Source organism: Pantoea coffeiphila (genome assembly GCF_016909495.1).
Taxonomy (GTDB): Bacteria; Pseudomonadota; Gammaproteobacteria; order Enterobacterales; family Enterobacteriaceae; genus Erwinia; species Erwinia coffeiphila.
Map to the genome: position 1 here is coordinate 54615 of NZ_JAFBFW010000006.1, position 21524 is coordinate 76138.

19 protein-coding genes, 1 pseudogene and 1 riboswitch are annotated in these 21524 nt (G+C 56.1%); of the genes and pseudogenes, 13 read left to right on the forward strand and 7 right to left on the reverse strand.

Going from position 1 to position 21524, the window contains the following annotated elements; all coding sequences use genetic code 11:
- Positions 1 to 7 precede the first annotated feature (7 nt).
- The 5 genes from hpaI (at position 8) to hpaC (ending at position 5361) form a co-directional block, all read left to right on the forward strand.
- The gene (gene hpaI, locus JOE09_RS19060; RefSeq protein ID WP_205067131.1) at positions 8 to 808 is read left to right on the forward strand and encodes a 4-hydroxy-2-oxoheptanedioate aldolase; all 801 of its coding nucleotides are present in this window, start codon (positions 8 to 10) and stop codon (positions 806 to 808) included.
- Between the two features lie 16 nt (positions 809 to 824).
- Positions 825 to 2186: a 4-hydroxyphenylacetate permease gene (gene hpaX / locus JOE09_RS19065; protein ID WP_205066854.1), complete on the forward strand. Its 1362-nt coding sequence runs from the start codon at positions 825 to 827 to the stop codon at positions 2184 to 2186.
- A complete protein-coding gene (hpaA, locus tag JOE09_RS19070; RefSeq protein WP_420830685.1) occupies positions 2186 to 3070 on the forward strand; it encodes a 4-hydroxyphenylacetate catabolism regulatory protein HpaA in 885 nt (294 codons plus the stop codon). Before hpaX ends, hpaA begins: the two co-directional genes overlap by 1 nt.
- A 200-nt stretch (positions 3071 to 3270) precedes the next feature.
- Entirely contained in the window at positions 3271 to 4833 is a 1563-nt protein-coding gene (gene hpaB, locus JOE09_RS19075; protein ID WP_205066856.1) for a 4-hydroxyphenylacetate 3-monooxygenase, oxygenase component, read from the forward strand.
- Positions 4834 to 4845: 12 nt separating this feature from the next.
- Positions 4846 to 5361, forward strand: coding sequence for a 4-hydroxyphenylacetate 3-monooxygenase, reductase component (gene hpaC, locus JOE09_RS19080; RefSeq protein ID WP_205066857.1), 516 nt, complete (start codon positions 4846 to 4848; stop codon positions 5359 to 5361).
- On the opposite strand, the gene ptrR is transcribed toward hpaC, so the two are convergent.
- Positions 5312 to 6220 (reverse strand): putrescine utilization regulator PtrR, encoded by a 909-nt coding sequence (gene ptrR, locus JOE09_RS19085; protein ID WP_205066858.1) that lies wholly within the window; start codon positions 6218 to 6220, stop codon positions 5312 to 5314. The two genes, hpaC and ptrR, sit on opposite strands and share 50 nt — an antisense overlap.
- Before the next feature lie 142 nt (positions 6221 to 6362).
- On the opposite strand from ptrR, the gene JOE09_RS19090 reads away from it, so the two are divergent.
- Positions 6363 to 7745, forward strand: a complete 1383-nt coding sequence (locus JOE09_RS19090) for an NAD-dependent succinate-semialdehyde dehydrogenase (RefSeq protein WP_239553188.1) — start codon at positions 6363 to 6365, stop codon at positions 7743 to 7745.
- Positions 7746 to 7747: 2 nt separating this feature from the next.
- On the opposite strand, the gene JOE09_RS19095 is transcribed toward JOE09_RS19090, so the two are convergent.
- Positions 7748 to 9520 carry a sensor domain-containing diguanylate cyclase gene (locus JOE09_RS19095; protein WP_205066860.1) on the reverse strand — a complete coding sequence of 591 codons (1773 nt, stop codon included), beginning with the start codon at positions 9518 to 9520 and terminating at the stop codon, positions 7748 to 7750.
- A gap of 192 nt (positions 9521 to 9712) precedes the next feature.
- Positions 9713 to 10768: an LLM class flavin-dependent oxidoreductase gene (locus JOE09_RS19100; protein WP_205066861.1), complete on the reverse strand. Its 1056-nt coding sequence runs from the start codon at positions 10766 to 10768 to the stop codon at positions 9713 to 9715.
- A gap of 187 nt (positions 10769 to 10955) precedes the next feature.
- Positions 10956 to 11076: riboswitch (TPP riboswitch) on the forward strand.
- Between the two features lie 141 nt (positions 11077 to 11217).
- Here JOE09_RS19100 and JOE09_RS19105 point away from each other — a divergent pair.
- From JOE09_RS19105 to JOE09_RS19120, 4 genes are read left to right on the forward strand one after another with little or no spacing between them, the layout of a single operon-like run.
- Complete coding sequence (locus JOE09_RS19105; protein ID WP_205066862.1) at positions 11218 to 12147, forward strand: FAD-dependent oxidoreductase; 930 nt, start codon at positions 11218 to 11220, stop codon at positions 12145 to 12147.
- Positions 12147 to 12344: a sulfur carrier protein ThiS gene (gene thiS / locus JOE09_RS19110; protein ID WP_105591974.1), complete on the forward strand. Its 198-nt coding sequence runs from the start codon at positions 12147 to 12149 to the stop codon at positions 12342 to 12344. The genes JOE09_RS19105 and thiS overlap by 1 nt, the downstream gene beginning before the upstream one ends.
- 1 nt (position 12345) lies before the next feature.
- Positions 12346 to 13107: a thiazole synthase gene (locus JOE09_RS19115; protein WP_123333865.1), complete on the forward strand. Its 762-nt coding sequence runs from the start codon at positions 12346 to 12348 to the stop codon at positions 13105 to 13107.
- Entirely contained in the window at positions 13107 to 14084 is a 978-nt protein-coding gene (locus tag JOE09_RS19120) for a HesA/MoeB/ThiF family protein (protein ID WP_205066863.1), read from the forward strand. The genes JOE09_RS19115 and JOE09_RS19120 overlap by 1 nt, the downstream gene beginning before the upstream one ends.
- Before the next feature lie 52 nt (positions 14085 to 14136).
- Here the strand turns inward: JOE09_RS19120 and JOE09_RS19125 are convergent, their stop codons facing one another.
- Entirely contained in the window at positions 14137 to 15201 is a 1065-nt protein-coding gene (locus tag JOE09_RS19125; RefSeq protein ID WP_205066864.1) for a hypothetical protein, read from the reverse strand.
- 326 nt (positions 15202 to 15527) lie between these two features.
- On the opposite strand from JOE09_RS19125, the pseudogene JOE09_RS19130 reads away from it, so the two are divergent.
- Positions 15528 to 15815 (forward strand): annotated as a pseudogene (locus JOE09_RS19130) (enolase C-terminal domain-like protein); the annotation flags it as partial.
- A gap of 273 nt (positions 15816 to 16088) precedes the next feature.
- Positions 16089 to 16985, forward strand: a complete 897-nt coding sequence (locus JOE09_RS19135; protein WP_205066865.1) for a GntR family transcriptional regulator — start codon at positions 16089 to 16091, stop codon at positions 16983 to 16985.
- A gap of 31 nt (positions 16986 to 17016) precedes the next feature.
- On the opposite strand, the gene JOE09_RS19140 is transcribed toward JOE09_RS19135, so the two are convergent.
- Both JOE09_RS19140 and phbB read right to left on the reverse strand, forming a co-directional pair.
- Positions 17017 to 18354, reverse strand: a complete 1338-nt coding sequence (locus JOE09_RS19140) for a CitMHS family transporter (RefSeq protein ID WP_205066866.1) — start codon at positions 18352 to 18354, stop codon at positions 17017 to 17019.
- 74 nt (positions 18355 to 18428) lie between these two features.
- Entirely contained in the window at positions 18429 to 19172 is a 744-nt protein-coding gene (gene phbB, locus JOE09_RS19145) for an acetoacetyl-CoA reductase (protein ID WP_205066867.1), read from the reverse strand.
- A gap of 298 nt (positions 19173 to 19470) precedes the next feature.
- On the opposite strand from phbB, the gene JOE09_RS19150 reads away from it, so the two are divergent.
- Entirely contained in the window at positions 19471 to 20565 is a 1095-nt protein-coding gene (locus JOE09_RS19150) for a lactonase family protein (protein WP_205066868.1), read from the forward strand.
- Positions 20566 to 20581: 16 nt separating this feature from the next.
- On the opposite strand, the gene JOE09_RS19155 is transcribed toward JOE09_RS19150, so the two are convergent.
- Complete coding sequence (locus JOE09_RS19155; protein WP_205066869.1) at positions 20582 to 21517, reverse strand: LysR family transcriptional regulator; 936 nt, start codon at positions 21515 to 21517, stop codon at positions 20582 to 20584.
- Between the last annotated feature and the right edge of the window lie 7 nt (positions 21518 to 21524).

Consider the following 21524-nt stretch of genomic DNA (forward strand, 5'->3'; position numbering starts at 1 on the left):
AACGATGATGACAAACAACATTTTCAAGCAGGCGCTGCGGCAGAAAACGCCGCAGATTGGACTGTGGCTGGGGCTGGCAAATTCTTACAGCGCCGAGCTGCTGGCCGGAGCGGGATTCCACTGGCTGCTTATTGACGGTGAACATGCCCCTAACGACCTGCGAACGGTGCTCGGCCAGCTGCAGGCAATTGCGCCCTACGACAGCCAGCCGGTGGTGCGGCCGGCATGGAACGACCCGGTGCTGATCAAACAGCTGCTGGACGTAGGTGCGCAGACGCTGCTGATCCCGATGATACAAAGCGCGGAGGAGGCGAGGGCGGCGGTGCGCGCTTGCCACTATCCCCCGCAGGGCATCCGTGGCGTTGGCAGCGCGCTGGCACGCGCCTCGCGCTGGAACCGTGTTCCCGACTACCTGCAACACGCCGGGGAACAAATCTGCACGCTGGTGCAGATTGAAACGCGCAAAGGCGTTGAGAACCTGAACGAAATCCTTGCCGTTGACGGTATTGACGGCGTGTTTATCGGTCCGGCGGATCTGAGCGCCGATATGGGCTTCGCCGGTGACCCGCGCCATCCACAGGTGCAGGCGGCGATCGCCGGGGCGATAAAAACCATCCGCGCCGCCGGAAAAGCACCGGGGATCCTGATGGCTGACGAAGCCCTGGCCCGCCACTACCTGGAACTGGGGGCGCTGTTCGTGGCCGTGGGTGTGGATACTACCCTGCTGGCGCGAACGGCAGAGGCACTGGCGGCGAAGTTTATTCGCGAACCGGTCAGCCACGGCGGGCAACAACAGAGCGGTTATTAACCTGCGGAGATGTGCTATGACCTCGTTAATTCAGTCAGAAAGGGGGACATCACTGTCCGCCATTGAACAGAACGTGATTCGTAAACTGTTTCGTCGCCCGATCGTGTTTCTCTTTATCCTGTTTGTCTTCTCCTTTCTTGACCGGATTAACATAGGCTTTGCCGGGCTGACCATGGGCCAGGACCTCGGTCTGACCTCCACCATGTTTGGCCTGGCGGCTACGCTGTTTTACGTCACCTACGTGCTGTGCGGCATACCCAGCAATGTGATGCTGGGTATGATCGGCGCACGGCGCTGGATTGCGACCATTATGGTGGCGTGGGGTATCGCTTCGACCTGTACCCTGTTTGCCACCGGTCCGACCTCGCTGTATGTGCTACGCATGATCGTTGGCATTACCGAAGCGGGCTTCCTGCCCGGTATTCTGGTTTACCTGACCCACTGGTTCCCGGCGGTTTATCGCGCCCGGGCGAACGCGCTGTTTATGATCGCCATGCCGGTCACCATGATGCTGGGGTCGCTGGTCTCCGGCTACATTCTGGCGCTGGACGGGCTGCTGAATTTACGCGGCTGGCAGTGGCTGTTTTTGCTGGAGGGTGCCCCTTCCGTGCTGCTGGGCGTACTGGTCTGGTTCTTCCTTGACGATGCCCCAGCAAAAGCCCGCTGGCTGACCGCGGAGGAGAAAACCGCGCTGGCGGCGATGCTCGAGCGCGATCGTCAGCAAAACGTGCAGCCGCAGGCGGAAAACGGCAGACCGCTGTGGCGACAGGTGCTGACCCCGATAGTGCTGCTGTATACCCTTGCCTATTTCTGCCTGACCAACACGCTGAGCGCGATTAATATCTGGACGCCTCAAATCCTGCAAAGCTTTAACCAGCACAGCAGCAATATCGTTATTGGACTGCTGGCCGCCGTGCCGCAGCTGTGCACTATTTTCGCCATGATTTGGTGGAGCCGCCGTTCCGACCGCCGCCACGAGCGTAAGTATCACACGCTGCTGCCGTTCCTGTTTGCGGCAGCGGGCTGGCTGCTGGCGTCGGCAACGTCACATCCTCTGCTACAGCTTGGCGGCATCGTGATGGCCTCGATGGGTTCCTTCAGCGCGATGGCGATCTTCTGGACGACGCCCGATCGGGCTATCGGGCTGCGGGCCAGAGCGCTGGCGATTGCGGTTATTAACGCGGTGGGCAATATCGGCTCCGCCTGCAGCCCGCTGTTTATCGGCATTCTGCACGACATGACCGGCAGTTTTAACAGCGGGCTGTGGCTGATGGCGGCGCTGCTACTGCTGGGCGCGGCGGTGGTCTGGCGAATACCGATGCAGCGCGAGGTGGCCATTCAGCGGGATCCGCTGAACAGGGCGGCGGTGAAATCATAATCATGGACGGAGTAACGATGATGGAAAATATCAATATCAGTCAACAGTACGACGACCGACAGTATGCCGATGAAGACGTCCACTATGCGACGTTTTCCGGGCTGGCGGCATTCTTCGGCCGCGATATGCGCCCGCACTGGCACGATCGATTTTTTCAGCTGCACTATCTGACCAGCGGAAAAATGGAGCTGCAGCTGGATGAGCATCATTACTCGCTACAGGCTCCGCTGTTTGTGCTGACGCCGCCGTCGGTGCCGCACGCCTTCAACACCGAAAGCGACAGCGACGGCCACGTTTTGACCGTGCGCCAGGAGCTGATCTGGCCGCTGATGCAGGCGCTGTGGCCCGGCAGCCGCGAGTCGCTGGATATTCCCGGCTTCTGCCTGTCGCTGGCCTCGCGCCCCCAAACGCGGGAGGCGCTGGACAGGCTCTGGCCGCTGATCGTGCAGGAGTTTTCTTCCCAGCTAAGCGGCCGACAAACCCAACTCAGGCTGCTGGCACAAAGCCTGTTTACCCTGGTACTGCGCGAAGCCGATCTGCACGACAGCGGTAACGTCAGCGTGCGGGGTGAAATGCGGCTTTTTCAGCGTTTCAACCAGATGGTTAACGAAAAATACCGCGAGCATCGTACCGTACCGGACTATGCCCATGAGCTGGGGATCAGTGAATCGCGCCTGAACGAACTGTGTCGTCGGCTGGCGAACCTGCCGCCCAAGCGCCTGATCTTTGAAAGGGTGATGCGTGAAGCCCGCCGAATGCTGTTGTTCAGCACCTCCAGCGTTCACCAGATTGCCTGGCAGCTCGGATACAAAGATCCCGCCTATTTCGCTCGTTTCTTTCATCGTCTTGAAGGCTGTTCTCCCAGTGAATATCGCCGACGATAGGCTGTAATTCCCCGGTTTTGCGAGCGCGTTCACGTTTTCATTCAAGACCGGGTTCATTGCTGAAAAGTACCGGTGATGGCCTGATTCGTCTCTTCCTCCTTCTGCGCTACCACGCTTAAATCTCAACAAAGAAAAAACAATTCATTAACAACAGTGGCGATTTACGGCCACTGCGTTTCTCCGAAACAGAAGAGGTTACTATGAAGCCAGAAGATTATCGTGCCGAAACGACCCGCCCCTTTACCGGCAGTGAGTACCTGAAGAGCCTGGATGACGGGCGTGAAATTTATATCTACGGCAAGCGGGTGAAGAATGTGACCACTCATCCTGCCTTTCGTAACGCCGCTGCCTCCGTTGCCGGCTTATACGATGCGCTGCACGCGCCGGAAAGCCACGACAGGCTGTGCTGGAACACCGATACCGGCAACGGCGGCTATACTCATCGCTTCTTTCGCTACGCCCGCTCCGTTGAAGAAATCCGCCAGCAGCGCGATGCCATCGCCGACTGGTCGCGCTACAGCTACGGCTGGATGGGGCGCACCCCGGACTACAAAGCGGCATTCGGCAGCGCGCTGGGCGCCAATCCTGATTTTTACGGTGAATACGCCGCGAACGCGCGCAGCTGGTACAAACGCATTCAGGAATCCGGCCTCTATTTCAATCACGCCATCGTTAACCCGCCTATCGACCGCAATAAGCCCGCCGACGAGGTGAAAGACGTTTACATCAAGCTGGAAAAAGAGACGGATGCGGGCATTATCGTCAGCGGCGCCAAAGTGGTGGCGACCAACTCCGCGCTGACTCACTACAACTTTATCGGCTTTGGATCGGCACAGGTGATGGGCGATAACCCGGATTTTGCACTGATGTTTGTCGCCCCGATGGATGCTGACGGCGTGAAGCTGATTTCCCGCGCCTCCTACGAGCTGACGGCTGGCGCAACCGGATCGCCGTTTGATTACCCGCTTTCCAGCCGTTTTGACGAGAACGATGCCATTCTGGTGATGGACAAGGTGCTGATCCCGTGGGAGAACGTGCTGGTTTACCGGGATTTTGACCGCTGCCGCCGCTGGTATTTTGAGGGCGGGTTCGTGCGGTTGTACCCAATGCAGGCCTGCGTCCGGCTGGCGGTGAAGCTGGATTTCATCACCGCGCTGCTGCAAAAAAGCCTGGAGTGTACCGGCGTACTGGAGTTTCGCGGCGTGCAGGCGGCGCTGGGCGAAGTGGTGGCCTGGCGTAACCTGTTCTGGTCGCTGAGCGACGCGATGTGCGCGGAATCCACCCACTGGATCAACGGCGCATACCTGCCGGATATGCAGGCGATGCAGACCTATCGGGTGATGGCGCCGATCGCCTGGGCCAAGATCAAAAACATCATTGAGTGCAACGTCGCCAGCGGCCTGATCTATCTGCCGTCCAGCGTGCGCGATCTGCAAAACCCGGAAATCGACGGCTATCTGGCACGCTTTGTTCGCGGTTCCAACGGCATCGATCACGAACAGCGCATCAAAATCCTTAAGCTGATGTGGGATGCGATGGGCAGCGAGTTTGGCGGCCGCCATGAGTTGTACGAGCTGAACTACGCGGGCAGCCAGGATCTGGTGCGCATGCAGTGCCTGCAGCACGCGCAGAAATCCGGAGCAATGAACGGCATGATGACGCTGGTTGATCGCTGCCTGGCCGACTATGACCGCCACGGCTGGACGGTGCCGCACCTGCATAACAACCACGATATTAACCAGCTCGACAGCCTGCTGAAATAAGGAGAAGCCACCATGTCCGATGACAACCAACATCGCCTGCGTTTTCGCGATGCGATGGCAAACCTGCCTGCGGCGGTGAATATTGTCACCACCGAGGGCCCGGCAGGGCGCTGTGGGATTACCGCCACCGCTGTGTGTTCGATTACCGATTCGCCGCCCACGCTGCTGGTGTGTGTTAACAGCAAAAGCGCGATGAATCCGGTGTTTCGCCAGAACGAAAGAATGTGTATTAACGTACTGAACCACCGGCAGGAAGAGATGGCCCGCCACTTTGCCGGGATGACCGAGCTGCCGATGGCGGATCGTTTTCTGCTGGAGGGATGGCGGGAGGGCAGTCTCGGGCAGCCGATATTGAATGAGGCGCTGGCCAGTCTGGAAGGCCAGATTGCTCAGGTGCAGACGCTGGGCACACACCAGATGTACCTGGTGGAGATCCGCCATATCTGGCTGGCGGCATCCGGTGACGGGCTGATTTACTTCAAACGACGCTTCCACGCGCTGACGGCAGGGCAGCAGGAGACCGGCTAGCGCCCGGCGGTTGCAGCATTTCGCTCATCGCTTTTAAACTGGCTGAGTGTGTGCCCTTGCGCCACACCAGCCAGATTTCAATATTGCCCATCCCTCCACCCAGCGGCCAGGCCTGGACGCTGTCGCGCCCCGGCATACTCTCCAGCATACTGGCCGGGATCAGCGCCAGCCCCGCGCCCGCGCTGACGCAGGCGAGAATGCCGTGATAGGACTCCATTTCGAAAATCTTTCCCGGCACGGCATTCTCCCGCGCGAACCAGTTTTCAAACAGCCGCCGATAGGAGCAGTTGGCGCGGAAGGCGTAAATCGTTGAGCCGGAAATGCTGGCGGCATCCGGCACCGGTGGATGATTCAGCGCGCCGATCAGCACCAGCTCTTCGCTGAAGGCCGGAACGCCCTCCAGCTGCGGATGCTTCGGCGGCCCGTCGACGAACGCCGCGCTGTAGCGGCCGGAGAAAATCCCGTCAATCATATCGCCGGAAGGCCCGGTGGAGAGATCCAGCTCCACCTGCGGCCACTGCTGATGGTAGCGGGCAATCAGCGGCGGCAGGCGCACGGCAGCAGTGCTTTCAATCGCGCCCAGGGTAAAGACGCCGCTGGGATGTTGGCCGGAAACGCTCAGCTTCGCCTCATCGGCCAGCGCCAGAATGCGCCGGGCGTAGTCCAGCAGCGTGCGGCCGCTGTCGGTAATATGCAGCCGCAGTTTTTCCCGGCGGAACAGTTCGCAGCCCAGCTCTTCTTCCAGCTGGCGCAGGCGGGTAGAGATATTTGACGGCACGCGGTGCAGCCTGTCGGCGGCAGCGGTAATGCTGCCCTCTTCGGCAATCGCACGGAAGACATCCAGCTGGGTCAGATCCATATCATTCTCAATTTGAGTAAATAACTTTCATTATTATTCATTTTTAAAGAAAGAGTGACAAGCTTATCCTTTACCTCATGCCGCATTTCAGCCTGAGCCGCTGGGTGCCATGTCGAACCGAATGACCGAGAAGGTGCAAAACATGACCGACGTAAATTCTGCCGTTTCCCGCAACCCCGCCACGGGCGACGTGGTGGCCCGCTATCCTTTCGCCAGCCGGGCCGACGTTGATGCCGCGCTGGCACAAAGCGACAGCGCTTTCCAGCACTGGCGCACCAGCCCGCTGAGCGCACGCGTGCAGCTGCTGCTGTCCGTTGCCGCCGGGCTGCGCGAACAGAGTCGTGCGCTGGCGGAGATGATGACCACGGAAATGGGTAAGCCCATCGATCAGGGCCTGGCCGAAGTGGAGAAAAGCGCGAAGCTGTGTGAATGGTACGCACAGCACGGTCCTGACTTCCTGAAACGTGAACCGACCACCGTTGAAGGTAACAAAGCCTTCGTTGACTATCTGCCGCTGGGCGCGGTGCTGTCGGTGATGCCGTGGAACTTCCCGATCTGGCAGGTGCTGCGCGGCGCGGTACCGATTCTGCTGGCGGGCAACAGCTATCTGCTGAAACCGGCCCCGAACGTGATCGGCTGTGCGCTGCTGCTACAGCAGGTGCTGAACGATGCCGGGGTGGCGGAAGGGCTGTTTGCAGTGGTTAACGCCGATAACGACGGCGTGGCGCAGGCGATTAACGATCGCCGTATTAAAGCCGTGACCGTGACCGGCAGCGTGCGCGCCGGATCGGCGATTGCCGCGCTGGCCGGTGCCGCCATCAAAAAATGCGTGCTGGAGCTGGGCGGCTCCGATGCCTTTATCGTACTGGCGGATGCCGATATCGATGCGGCAGTGAAAGGGGCGATTGCCGGTCGCTTTATGAATAACGGCCAGCTGTGTATCTCGGCGAAACGCATCATTGTAGAGAAAGCGGTTTTTGATACCTTCCGCGACAAATTCCTTACTGCGGTGAAGGCGATGAAAATTGGCGACCCGCGTGAAGCCGGGGTGTGGATTGGCCCGATGGCGCGTTACGATCTGCGTGACGAGCTGGATTCGCAGGTGCAGGCCACGCTGAAAGAGGGCGCCACTCTGCTGCTGGGCGGCCACGTGCTGCCGGGCGACGGTAACTACTATGCGCCCACGGTACTGAGCGACGTCACGCCCGCAATGACCAGTTTTAAACAGGAGCTGTTTGGCCCGGTGGCCTCGCTGATTGTGGCGGATGATGCCGAACATGCGGTGGCGCTGGCCAATGATTCCGAATTCGGTCTGGGGGGCAGCCTGTGGAGCCGCGATCTGGAGGCCGCACAGCGCCTGGCGTCGCGCATTGAAACCGGCGGGATGTTTATCAACACGCCAAGCTTCTCCGATCCGCGCGTGCCGATCGGCGGCGTGAAGAAGAGCGGTTTCGGTCGCGAGCTGTCGCACTTTGGCCTGCGCGAGTTTACCAACCCGCAGACCGTATGGATTGAACAGCCCTGAAGTTACACCGCCATATGGCTGAACCAGTGCTCCAGCTTGTCCGGCGGTAGGGGATGGGAATAAAAGAAACCCTGGATTTCGTCGCAGCCCAGATGCTGCAACGACGCCAGGGTTTGCAGATCTTCCACGCCTTCGGCCAGCACCACGTAGTTCAGCTCTTTCAACATGGTGATCATATGGCGGGCAATCACTTCGCAGGCCGGATCGCAGTTCAGCTGCTGGATCAGCGAACGGTCCAGTTTAATCACATCGATGGGGATGCGGCGCAGGGTATTAATGTTGTTGTAGCCGGAACCAAAATCGTCCAGCGCGATGCGAAAGCCGCGCTGCTTGAGCATATCCAGCCCCCGGCAGGCCTCGGTGCTTTCCAGCACCTGCTGGGTTTCCAGGCATTCAAGGGTCAGATCGCCGGGCTGTAAACCGGCGCGCCGGGTTTTCTCTGCCAGATCGCAGGCAAACTCCGGGCGGGAGAAGTCGCTGACGCTGAGGTTAACCGATACCGGCAAATTCAGCCCTTTTTCACGCCAGACCCGCAGCTGCAGCAGCGCGTGGTCAATCACCCAGTCGGTCAGTTCATCCATCAGGCTGGTATGTTCCGCCAGCGGGATAAACTCGGCAGGGGAGATATTGCCGGCAACCGGATGCTGCCAGCGCAGCAGCGCCTCCAGCCCGACCGGTTTACCGGTGTGCAGGCAGAGCTGCGGCTGATACACCAGGTACAGACCCTGGCTGCCGCGCAGCGCCAGCGCCAGATCGTTTAGCAGCTGAAAATTGAGATTGCGGCGGCTGTCGCTGTCGGCGTTGTAGGCCATCGCCGTCTGCTTCTGGCTGATGGCCTCATGCAGGGCGCTGACCGCCTGGCGCAGCACCTCTGTGACCTGAGAGGTGGCAGGCACAAAACTCACCTCACCGACGTAGATTTTCACATCAATGGTGATATCGCCCAGTACCTGAGCACGAATATGTTCCAGCCGATCGCTGAGTGCTCTGGCGTTGACCGCGCTGTTTTTTCGGCTGAGCAGAGCAAAACGACCGGTAGCGACGGTGTACAGCACGTCCTCTTCGCTCAGATGCAGCCGGGAACGTACCGTTGCGGTCAGGGCTTTCAGCAGTGTTTCTACGGCATCCATCCCCATCGAGCGGGCGATTTCATAGGCGCGCGGCATATCAATGCAGTCAATCAGCGTCAGGGTCAGCGGATCGAAGCTGGAGGCACGCTGCAGCAGGCCGATATCCTTCAACAGCCGCTGGCGATTGGGCAGCTGGGTGACCACATCTTTGTAACCCGCAGTGTACCAGGCATCAAGATAGCCGCTGACCAGGCCCGCCAGCAGCTCCAGCATCGTTGACTGATGTTCATCAATGGTGTGCGGCCGGGTGTCGGTAATACACAGGGTTCCCACTGAAATGCCTTCCCGCGTGTAGAGGGGTATACCCGCGTAGAATCGAATGAAAGGCGCGCCCAGCGTGAAGGGACTTTGGCTGAAACGCGGGTCAAGCAGCGTGTCGCTACAGATCAGCAGCGAATCACTGAGCACCACCTGGCGGCAGAAGGCGTCATGCAGCGAACTTTGCGGCACATCCAGGCAGCAGGCGGCCTTAATATACTGATTTTCATTATCCAGAACCGAGACAAAGCAGCCCGGAAACGCCAGCAGATCGCTGGCGAGCAGGGTGAATTTTTGCAAAATATCATCGCGGATAGCATCTTCAGATTTGAGCATCTCAAGGGCAGCCAGGCGTCTGACATCATCGTTACTGAAGGTCCCACTCATGGTTTGGATTCGCATTAAAGAGTTGATGGCTGCTGACCCCGTCAGACTATCACGATTCCTCTCTCTGACTGGTCGATCTTCACTGCTGTCATCATGAAAATAATTTTTAATGATAGTGAAGAGATTGCATCATTCCAATGCGGTCCCGGGTTTTGCTGGCACTACAAACAAAATTGTGATGCCTGTCATGGCTCAGAGAGCCATGTCGGTGTTTTCCTGATGATTTTTTCGGCGGTTCCAGCCCAGTTCGGGGGCGATCAGCGTGGCAAAGTCGCTGATGATCTGGCGATACTGATCTGCGGTGAACTCATAGGGTAACTCCAGTCTTAGTTCATCCACTTCCCGCAGGATCGGGTCGTTAAACAGGCGCTCGAGGATCTGCTCCGCGCTGCCGACAATATCCTGTGAAAACAGCGTACGGCGCGGCCCCTGCGGTGTCAGCGTGCGCTCATAGCGGCTGGCGGCAAATTCCGCGTAGCGGCGGCGGGTTGGGGTGTCCGCGCTGTCGATGGGCACAATGACCCGGCCTGCGGCGATGCGCGGCCGACGCGGGGCATCTTCGGGCCAGTTTTTACGATAGGTGGCAATCTGCGCCAGCTGGGCCTCATAGTAATTATTCGTCTCTTCACCTGAGGTCAGATTGCCGATCAGCATGTTAAAACCGTTCGCCGCCGCCCAGGCCGCCGATTTCAGCGAGCCGCCGCCGTACCACAGGCGGTTAACCAGCCCCGGCGAGTCGGGATGCAGGCGCGGGCGCTGCTGGTTGCCCGGCGAGGCAATCAGGGTATTTTCATCCGCCAGCCAGCGGCCGCTGAGGTTATCCCGCAGGCGTCGAACCCGATCGTAGGAGAAATCCTCCTGCCGCCAGTCGCCGGAAAACAGCGCCGGGCCGATCAGTTCCAGGTGGTTCGGCTGCCCGGCACTGAGGCCCACGTTGAGCCGTCCACGGGACAGCACGTCCACCGTCAGTAAATCTTCCGCCAGCCGAAACGGGCTTTCATAGCCCATCTGGATCACCGCGGTGCCCAGCTCAATATGCCGGGTGCGCTGCGTGGCGGCGGCCAGAAAGGTACTCGCCGAGGAGACGCCGTGCTCCAGATGGCGCTGGCGAATCCAGCCACCGTTGTAGCCCAGCGATTCACCCAGCTCGAACAGTTGCAGGGTCTCTTCCAGTCCCTGTAGCGGCGCGTGGTCCGGGTAGTTCCCGGGAGTAAGGAAAGCGATATGCGATATGGCCGGTTTTGTCATGGTGTCCATCCGTTCAGACCTGATGTGGGAAAGGCGCGCTGAAAAATCCTTCAGCATCGGGCAATTGTGTTGCCTGCCCCGCACTTTGCAAAATGCTGAATCCGGCACTCTATTTTCATCTGGTGAAAACGGTCGTCGAAATAAATCCACCTAAACGCTTGCGGTTGCGCTCAGGATGCAATAAAAAAGTCTCTGTCAGGGGAGTCTCGCCGAAGAGACTGAGAGGCTGATTGCGATTTATCGCGGCTCAGCGACCCTTAGAACCTGACCCAGTTGATACTGGCGTAGGAAGACCTGTCGTGCCGCTTCACCGCACGCCTTATCGGGCAGATCGCAGCCGCCGAACGCCGATACTCTCCCTTCTCATTATCGCGGGTCTTCTTAGTTATCTGAGAGGCCGGTATGACGTTTGTAACTACTCTCCCTGAATATTTCGCCGAGGCGACATCGTGAGCCACTGGTCGATCCTCGGTTCCGGCGTGACCGGGCTGTGCGTGGCGACCGCGCTGGCCGACGCCGGAGAAAAGCTGGAAATCATCACCTCTGATGAACACTGCCCCGCGTCGCACTATGCGGGCGGTATGCTCGCGCCGTTCTGCGAGGGCGAAGGCGCACCGGAAGAGGTGGTCAGGCTTGGGCAGGGCTCCGCCGACTGGTGGCAGGCGCACGTCAGCGGCGTGGCGCGCCAGGGTACGCTGGTGATTGCGCCGCCGCGCGACAGCATGGAACTGAACCGCTTTGCCAAAATGACCCAGGGCCATGAGTGGGTGGACCCGGGCAGCGTGGAGGATCGCCTGGCCGGGCGCTTCGCACGCGGGCTGTTTTTCCCCAGCGAAGGGCACCTTGACCCGCGCAAGGCGATGCAGGAGCTGCGGCAGAAGCTGCTGGCCGCGGGCGTGGCGATCCACCACGGCAAACCAACGGGCAAAATTATCGACTGCCGGGGGATTCACGCCGCGCCGCTGCTGCCGGAACTGCGCGCCGTGCGCGGTGAGATGCTGATCCTGCAAAGCGATGAGGTACAGTTTTCGCGCCCGGTCCGCCTGCTGCATCCGCGCTTTCCCTGCTACCTTGTGCCGCGCAGCGAAGGGCGCTTTATGCTCGGTGCCACCATGGTGGAAAGCAACGACGCCAGCCCGATCAGCGCCCGCGCGCTGATGGAACTGCTGAGCGCGGCATACACCATCGACCCGGCGCTGGCCGAAGCGCGGGTGATTGAAACCGGCAGTGGCCTGCGCCCCTCTTACCCGAACAACCTGCCGGATATTCGCTATCGCGACGGCACCTTCCACGTCAACGGCATGTACCGGCACGGCTTTCTGCTGGCACCGATCGTGGCGCAAAACCTTATCCAACAGCTGTCGCAGGAGACGCGCTGATGCACATTTTACTGAACGGTCAGGCGACCGAAACCCAGGCCGCGACCCTGACGGCGCTGCTTAACGAGCAGCAGATCGATCGCAGCTGCGTGGCCTGTGCGCTGAACGGCGATTTTGTCCCGCGCGGGCTGTATGACGCCACGCCAATTAACGAAGGCAGCAAGATTGAAGTGCTGTCACCGATGCAGGGGGGGTGAGATGAACTTTTACGATTACGCACCTGAATCACGTTTTCTGCTGGGCACGGCGGGCTACCCGTCGCCGGAGATTTTAGGCCAGGCGATTGAAGCCTCCGGCACCGAGATTATTACCGTCAGCCTGCGTCGTGAAGGCGGAGCGGGTGGGGCATTCCGCGATCTGCTGACCCGGCTGAACAAGCGCGTGCTGCCGAATACGGCAGGCTGCCATACGGTGAAAGAGGCAGTGACTACCGCACATATGGCGCGTGAGCTGTTCAACACCCGCTGGATCAAGCTGGAGGTGATCGGCCATGCCGACACGCTCCAGCCGGACCCGTTCGGGCTGGTGGAAGCGGCGCGTATCCTCTGCGAAGAGGGGTTCCAGGTGTTTCCTTACACCACGGAAGACCTGGTATTGGGCGAGAAGCTGCTGGAGGCGGGCTGCCAGGTACTGATGCCGTGGGGCGCACCGATCGGTTCCGGCCAGGGACTGCGCAATATTGAAGGGCTGCGCACCATGCGCGCATGGTTTAAGGACGTACCGCTGGTGGTGGATGCCGGGATCGGCACGCCGAGCCAGGCCGCGCAGGCGATGGAGATGGGCTTTGACGCGATCCTGCTGAATACCGCCGTAGCGAAAGCGCAGGACCCGGTGCGTATGGCCAGCGCCTTCCGCGATGCGATCCACGCCGGGCAGCAGGCGCTGCTGGCCGGGCCGATGGAGCGCCGCGATATGGCGGCGGCCTCAACCCCTGTCTTCGGCCTGGCGGAGTTTAACTGATGGATCGCTACCAGCGGCAGACCATGCTGCCGGAAATCGGCCCGCAGGGGCAGCAGAAGCTGGCGCAGGCGAGGGTGCTGGTGGTTGGCGCAGGTGGTCTGGGTGCCACCTTACTGCCGCAGCTGGCCGGGGCCGGAGTCGGCTTCCTGCGCGTCTGCGATGACGACCGTGTGGAGGTGCATAACCTGCACCGGCAAACGCTGTTCACCATGCAGGACGTCGGCCAGCCGAAAGCCGTAGCTGCGCGCCGGGCGCTGAACGCGCTGAACCCGGAGTGCGAGGTGGAAGCCGTTGATATCAGGCTGTCCGGCAGCAGCCTGGATCATGCGCTGCGCGATATGGATATCGTGGTGGATGCGGCGGATAACTTTGCCATCACCTGGCTGCTTTCCGACGCCTGCTTCAGCCGTAATTTGCCGCTGATTTCCGCCTCGGTTCTGGGGCGGCAGGGCTATGTTGGCGGCTTCTGCGCCGGGGCACCGAGCTATCGTGCGCTGTTCCCGCAGCTGCCGTCCTCGGCGGCTAACTGCAGCACGGCGGGGGTGATGGGGCCTGCGGTCGCCACGCTGGGCGCGCTACAGGCGCAGATGACCCTCAGCGTGCTGCTCGGCCTGACGCCATCACCGCTGGGCTGCATGGTGAACTGTGATTTCGTGAACTGGCGTTTCGGCCAGTTCCGCTTTGACGGTGCACCGGAACCGACGGAAGCCATCATCCCGTTCCTCGACGCACAGATGCTGACGGCGGAAGACTGCATTGTGGAGCTGCGCAGCCTGGAAGAAGCCCCGGTGAGCGTGGCCGCCCAGGCTCAGCGCATCCTGCCCGCCGAGCTGGCGGCCTGGCAGCCACCGGCGTCGGGGCGTATCGTACTGGTCTGCGCCAGCGGCATTCGTGCGGGCCGCGCGGCGCAGCAGCTGAAAGAGCGGGGATACCGCGATCTGGCGCTGGTGGCCGCGGACTATATTCCGGGGGAGTGACGATGAATTGCGCGTCAGGGGAGGATGAGCTCTTACCCGCTGACGCGTTTAATTATTTGTCTGAGGGATGAAACGCCCGTACAACGCGCATTTCATTTTCATCCCATAGCCACGGGTTTTCGTTTTCAGACAGAGTGGACGTTTCTGATTCGGAGGTCTTCTGTGAAGCTTTTTGACTGCCCGAGATGACGTTACGGCCTTTGTCTGTTATTCGTATTTCAACATTATTGTAAGCATAGAAATCATCATGGATGTTTTGTTCGACAATTTCTTTCAGATTAGAATGACCTGGTCGGTTGCCGTATTCGATCAATCCCTTTATTTCTAACTCATCAAGAAATGCCGGAATTTCCATCCAGTTAATAAAATCATCGTTAAATTTTGCATGATGCAATCCACAAAGGTCGATGAACCGTAAACCGGTGGCATCATTCACGATTGTCAGCAATTCCCGCTCGCTGCGTGTGAGATGACTTTGCCGTTCAGGTAATTCTTCAAGGAAGCGTTTTAATAGCTGAGCGGTCCATTCGTCCGCTCGTTCCTGACTGAATATCTCGGCGGCAAGTTCAGGTGTATCGCTGGTTAATGCGTGCCAGATAGCATTGTTTTTCTCAACCAGATGCGGTGTGACTTCCGTTGCCTTCACCAGTGCGGGCTGCCAGGTTTCGGTTGATTGCTCGGCAATCGAGTGAGGATAGGCGTATAAATTGACTCTTCCGGCCAGAGTGGGATTGATATCGGTGATGGCTTTGATCAAAAAGACAGTGTTGATTCTTGAAATGGTTTTCACATCCAGCCAGATATCGATAGGGTGATTTTTCTCACTATAATCGAGTATTTCCTGCAGTGTTTCCGCCTCATAAACATCGGTATTCAGGTTGTTCAACGAGTGGAAGATGCCAGGACGGGTTTTTCTCTGCTCATCACGCTTAACGAAAATGTCAGTGGCTATTTTTGTATTATAAATAGGGTCAGTCGTAAAGTTAGGTTTAAATGAGATTATCACGCTGTTGTTTTTGGTGTAAATCTCTGTGGGTTTTATTTTATTGCCATTGTGTACCATAAACTTAAAGTGCCCCGCCGATGAGTCATTGGGGAGAATAACGAGTTTTTTCAAAATTTCCTCTCCAGTTCGAAATGCTAAATTAATAATGAGGATAAGATAACCAAACGTTCTCCGGCAAGGGTGACAGAGTGTGGGTAATCTGCTGGCTGAGTGGAACCTTTTTATTGGTGAGCATTAAAATAATAATTAATTGTTTGATATGGAAATGCTATTAATACTGTTATCTGATGGTGTCGTTGTCAATAATATAAAAATATATATTATGGTTTGTGGTATTTGTATTCCTCAAGCGTTTTTGTTCTGCAGGGCATTACCTTTTCCTGCCTCAGTGCGGCGGGAAATCCACCGTAGCCTACGTATTGAACAACGAAGAAAACGTCTGGCACGGACCGGGTGACATCTCCCCCGTCGGCGTTGCCGCCAATCTGCATATCGATATGAGCATCACCAACCTGGGGATTCAGGAATACACGCCGGTCAACGACGCGCTGATGGAGGTGTTCCCTGGCTGCCCGGAAATCGACCGCGGCTATGCCTACCTGAGCGACCGCCCGGGACTGGGGGTAGATATCAATCTGAAAGAAGCGGCGAAATACCCGGTGCTGGGCGGCATTCCCGAATGGACCCACGCGCGCCTGCCGGACGGGACTGCGGCACGCCCGTAAGGGGTTTGTAAGGGTTGATGTATTGATAGGGGCTGCCGGGATGGCGGCCTTTTTTTAATACTCATACTGGCTGTAGATGTTTGGAGGTGGGTAGGGGGATTTGGAAGGGGGACAAATACGGTCGTGATTAATGCAACAAGGTTCTCAATTAAGGTGAGTAAGATAAAATGTTCAATATCCTATAGGGATCATAGATATGCATTCAAAACATTGCTTTTAACTGACTTCAAATGCAATAATATTTGATAAGTTGTGACTATTCGGATGTTAGAAATGAAGATCAGTGCACTGACGGAACGCATCTCATTAAAAATTATTAGTTTGATTGATGCCGGTGATATTTTGGCTGGCTCTCACCTGAGCGTTCCTAAACTCGCTGAAAACCTTGACGTTTCGCGCACCCCTGTACGTGAAGCATTAATGTTTCTCGAGCAGAAAGGGATTCTTGAGCAAAAACTCAATCGTGGTTTTTTTGTCAGTAATGACTATGCCCCACAGAAACGAGAAGAAGAATTAGTCCCGGATGGCCCCGATTTGCCAGAATATTACCAATTAGCCGAAGATTGGTTACAGGACAAAATCGAAGCCGAAGTGACTGAGTTGTTTTTGATGAAGCGTTATGAACTGACCAAAAGCCAGCTATCAACGATTCTGGCGCGCGGAATTAGCGAAGGTTGGGTTGAGCGTAAACAAGGTTATGGCTGGCGTTTTTTACCCGTGGCCAAAACAAAAGCCGCTCTCGAACAGATTTTCAGCTTCCGCATGGTCATCGAACCGATGGCCATCCTTGAGCCGACTTTTAATGCGCCTCAGGAAAAAATAAACGACATTCGTCGCGAGCTTGAAATGTTACTGGAATCGGGCATTGAACGCTTATCCCCGACTCAACTTCAGATAGCTGGCTATCGTTTCCATGAAACTATTATCAGCTTTTCAAACAATCCTTTTTTTGAAATTTCTCTTCGTAACGTCAACCGCATGCGTCGATTGATGGACTATCGCATCATGGATGACCGCAGCCGCTACTATGCCGAAGTTAAAGACCATATGCGTATTCTGGAGATGATTGAGGCCGGGCAACGTATAGAAGCGTCGTACACGATGAAGCAGCATCTTTATGTCGCGCTAGAGAACAAAAAACGGCGTCGGATAAGTGCTGAAGCAGAATGAAAAAAGGCTCACCCGGTGAGCCTTTTTTGTATCAACTGGCGGATGAATATATTGGGTACAGTCCAAGTAGTAGTCCCGATCCCAGGAAAATCATGCACAGCAGGAATGCCCATTTAAAGGTGTACTTCTGATGATCGCTGAACTCAACACCTGCCAGACCGACCAACAGATAAGTCGAAGCCACAAGAGGGCTCAACAGATGCACGGGTTGTCCCACAAGTGAAGCCCTGCCGATTTCTGCTGCCGTAATGCCATAGACCTTTGCTGCTTCTGCCAACACCGGCAGTAAGCCGTAATAGAAGGCGTCATTCGACATAAAGAACGTACCCGGTAAGCTGATCAGCGCGGTAATCGGAGCAAGGTAAGGTCCCCACGCATCAGGTAATACGTTAAGCAACGTACCTGACATCGCCGTAACCATTCCCGTGCCAGAAAGAATACCGGCGAAGATACCGGCAGCCAGGAAAATGGAGGTCTGATTAAGCGCTGCCGGCGCGTGGGCTGCGATGCGTTGGCGTTGTGCATCCAGATGCGGATAGTTGATCAGCAACGCAATGGCAAATGCGACCATAAACAGGACTGACAGGGGCAGAAGTTCCATCACAAGCGATGCCATTAATACAATCGTTAGGGCCGCATTCAGCCAGAACAGTTTTGGTCTGCGCAGTTCCTCATTCACATCATTAATGGCTGGCAGATAGCTCTCGGCATCCTCTTCCATCACTGAACCGTTACCCTTCGTTTGAATACTGAGCTTACCCAGGCGGCGACGTTCACGAATCCCGATATACCAGGAAAGCACCAGTACGCCGACAAGGCCGCACAGCATGGTGGGAATGAGCGGGATAAACAATTCGCTGGATTCAACTTTCAACGATGCCGACACGCGCGCCAGCGGTCCACCCCAGGGAAGAAGATTTGTCACGCTGCCTGACAGGAACACCACACAGGTTAGCGCCAGCGGATCGAGGCGAATACGTTTGAACAGCGGCAGCATCGCGGTGACACAGATCATATAGGTCGTTGAACCATCGCCGTCCAGCGAAACCATCGCCGCCAGTAATGCCGTACACATAACGGCCTTTACGGGATCGCCATTAATGATTTTCAGGAAGAAACGGATTATGGGATCAAATAAACCGGTATCAAACATGGTGCTGAAATATAGTATCGCGAATATTACCATTATGGCCGTGGGAGCCACTTTTTTCAGTCCGTCGATCATCATGCCGCCCATTTCACCGCCGAAACCTGCAATGATGGCAAAGATAATGGGAATAAGTGTTAATGCAACCAGTGCGGAAAGTCTTTTGGTCATAATCAGGATCATAAAGACCACGATCATGCCGTAACCCAGAAAAGAGAGCATAAAAGCCTCCTACGCATATATTGCTATATGCGTAATTAAATGAATTGTCGTTGTAAAAAGCGTGAGGTGGCTTATTAACTCATATGCATTCCGCCATTGAGGGAGAAATTAGCCCCGGTAGCATAGCCGGCTTCATCTGATGCCAGCCAGGCGCAAATCGAAGCGATTTCTTTTGGCGAGCCCAAACGGCGTACGGGTATTTCCTGCACGATTTTATCGATGACCTGCACCGGCGTGACGGTTTTCAGCTTACTTGTCGCAAGATAACCCGGTGAGACCGTGTTAACGGTAACGCCGCGCGCGGAAACTTCACGGGCCAGTGCTCGGGTGAAACCACGCACGGCATATTTCGCGGTAGAGTAGTTTACCTGCCCGATCGTGCCGACCTGAGCGTTCAGGGAAGAAATATTGATTATTCTACCCCAACCTCGAGCCATCATTCCGTCTACCACCTGACGCGTTACGTTGAATAATGAGTTCATGTTGATGTCGATGACTGCTTTCCATTCCGGAGGCTGCATGTCGCGAAATAAAACATTGCGAGCCGTTCCAGAGTTATTAATAAGCACGTCAACTTCGCCAACGTCAGCACGGATTTTTTCAAAAGCTTTAACGGTAGAATCCCAGTCTGCAACATTGCCTTCAGATGCAATAAAATCGAAGCCTAATTTTTTATTATCATCAAGCCAGCTTTGTTTTCTTTTTGAGTCTGGCCCGCAACCAGCAATTACCTTAAAACCATCTTGAGCTAATCGACGGCAGATCGCAGTTCCAAGACTGCCCATACCGGATGTCACATAAGCAATACGTTGGGTCATACCCTTCTCCCAGATACATTTTATTAACGGTTGTTCACTATCTGTTAACAGTAAGCGGTGAGCAGGGAATTTCTGCAATGTGGGTTTGCTGAAATTGTGAGCGAGATCGTTCATTTTGTGCATTTGAAGTTAATTAAATGCAAATAATCTTTATGGGATCAAAATTTTCCCACCATGGAAGGTCTTTTAAAGGCCGGAAATACGCAGTGTTTTATGGTTTTGACTAAAAAGTTGCGACTTTGATCACTTTGCATTTTTTGCACTTGTGTAATTATAAATGCAAATAAAGGAGTGTGTTATGGCAAGTTTTGCATATGTTGGCTGCCGCACGTCAACCTGGCGCGGCGCAAGAGGTAAAGGTATTGAGGTTTTTCACATTACGGATTCTGGTGCATGGCAGCATGTGCAGTGCATAGCGTCAGTACAGGAAAATCCTTCATGGCTAACGTTAGACCCAGGGCGTAAACGTTTGTATGCATTGCATGGGGATGGCGATCGTGTCGCGGTGTACGATCGTAATGAGAACACCGGCCTGCTGACATTAGTCAGCGATCAAACCACTGGACCTCGCCACCGCAATCCAGCGCTTGACCCACAGCGTAGGAACAATCCGGTCGGTAGTTCACTGACGCCAGACAATGCCGTGCTGCTGATCGCGAATCATGAAGGCGGCAATATCGCTGCGTTAACAATTGAGCCTGATGGCCTGGCCGCGCCATCACATCTGGCCTTTGTTGAGGGGCATCCGCAGGATGACGTTCAGTCACTTTCACGACCGCATGAAATTGTTTTTGCGCCAGGGAGCGCGCTTTTTGCTGTTCCGATGCAGGGACGTCCCGCTGGCAATGGCATCGACATGGTACGACTCTATCGCTGGAACGGAATCCAGTCTGAGTTATCTGACGAGGTGCAACTGGCTGAGGGGAGTTGGCCTCGCCACGTTGATTTTCATCCCAGCGGACAATGGCTGTATGGCGTCAGCGAACTCAGTAGCACTGTCAGCGTATTCGCGGTGGATTTAACACTGGGTAAGTTAACGCTGATCCAGACCCTTTCTGCATTGCCAGAAGGTTACACCGCGCGCAGCGATGCAAGTGAGATAGAGGTACATCCTTCTGGTCGTTTTCTCTATGTCGCCAATCGCGGTCATGACAGCATCGCAATATTCGCGATAGATGCACAAAACGGTACGCTTGCGCCACTTAGCTGGGTGCCTTGCGGTGGAAAAACGCCTCGTTTCACCACGCTATCGCCTGACGGCAAGCAGTTTTATAGCGCCAACGAAGATTCAGATACTATTCAGGTCTTCAATGTAGATCTCAGCAGCGGTATGTTGATAAAAACCAATATCGTTATTGAAGCAGCCAGTCCAACCTGCATTTGCTTTGTCTGACAGTAAACCGGTCAGCTCAGGCTGGCCGGTTTTTACGATCTTCTCTGCCATCCTCAATCTCGCATCCTTTCGCGGGCATAAGGCTTTTGATCAAGGTCTTAACCGAAGGAGAAGCATGTGCGTATTTTTTTACCCCGACTAACAGCTCTCTGCTTGCCCAGGTTTCTGCCAATGGGATGCCTCTGACCCCGTTGTGCAGGGCGGCCGGAGAGATCTCATTAACCGGCAGAATGGCGATGCCAAGCTGATGGCTGACAAGCTCCGCCATTGACACAAAACTGCTGACGCGTAGCCCAATATTGAGTGTTTTTCCCAGCTTGCGTGCTTCCCTGTCAAGAATATGGCTAACCGCACTATCACGATGGGGGCCGATTATCTTTTCATCGATGATATCGGTGAGTGTAAGGGACGCACTTTCCGCTAACGGGTGACCGGGCCATACCATCACCGCCAGATGATCCTGTTGCCAGGGCCAGACTTCGATGCCCAATGACGGCGTCCAACTGGAGAAAATCCCCACGTCAGCACTGCCTTCCAGCAATCCCTGCACCACGCTGATGCCGGTATGTTCTTCAATATCAATATCGGTTTGAGGATAATTTCCCAAAAATTGCCCAATTGCCTTCGGCAGACAGTGCATCAGGGCGGCTGAAATGGTGTAGATACGAATATGGCCACGTACGCCTGCAGCATAATCGCTTAACTCTTCTTCCATTTGTTCCAGATTGCGAAAAACCTGGCGGGCGTGATAAAGCAAAGAGTGTCCGGCTGGTGTCAGTTCAATTCCGCGCGGCAGTCGCAGCATCAGCTGCGTTCCAACCTGTTGTTCCAGTTCGGCAACGCGTTTACTCACCGCCGAGACAGCGGTGTGTTTGCGGTGTGCCGCACGCGTCAGGTTCTGCTCTTCTGCAACGGCCACAAAGATTGATAACGAAACAAGGTCATAACGCATTGGGCTA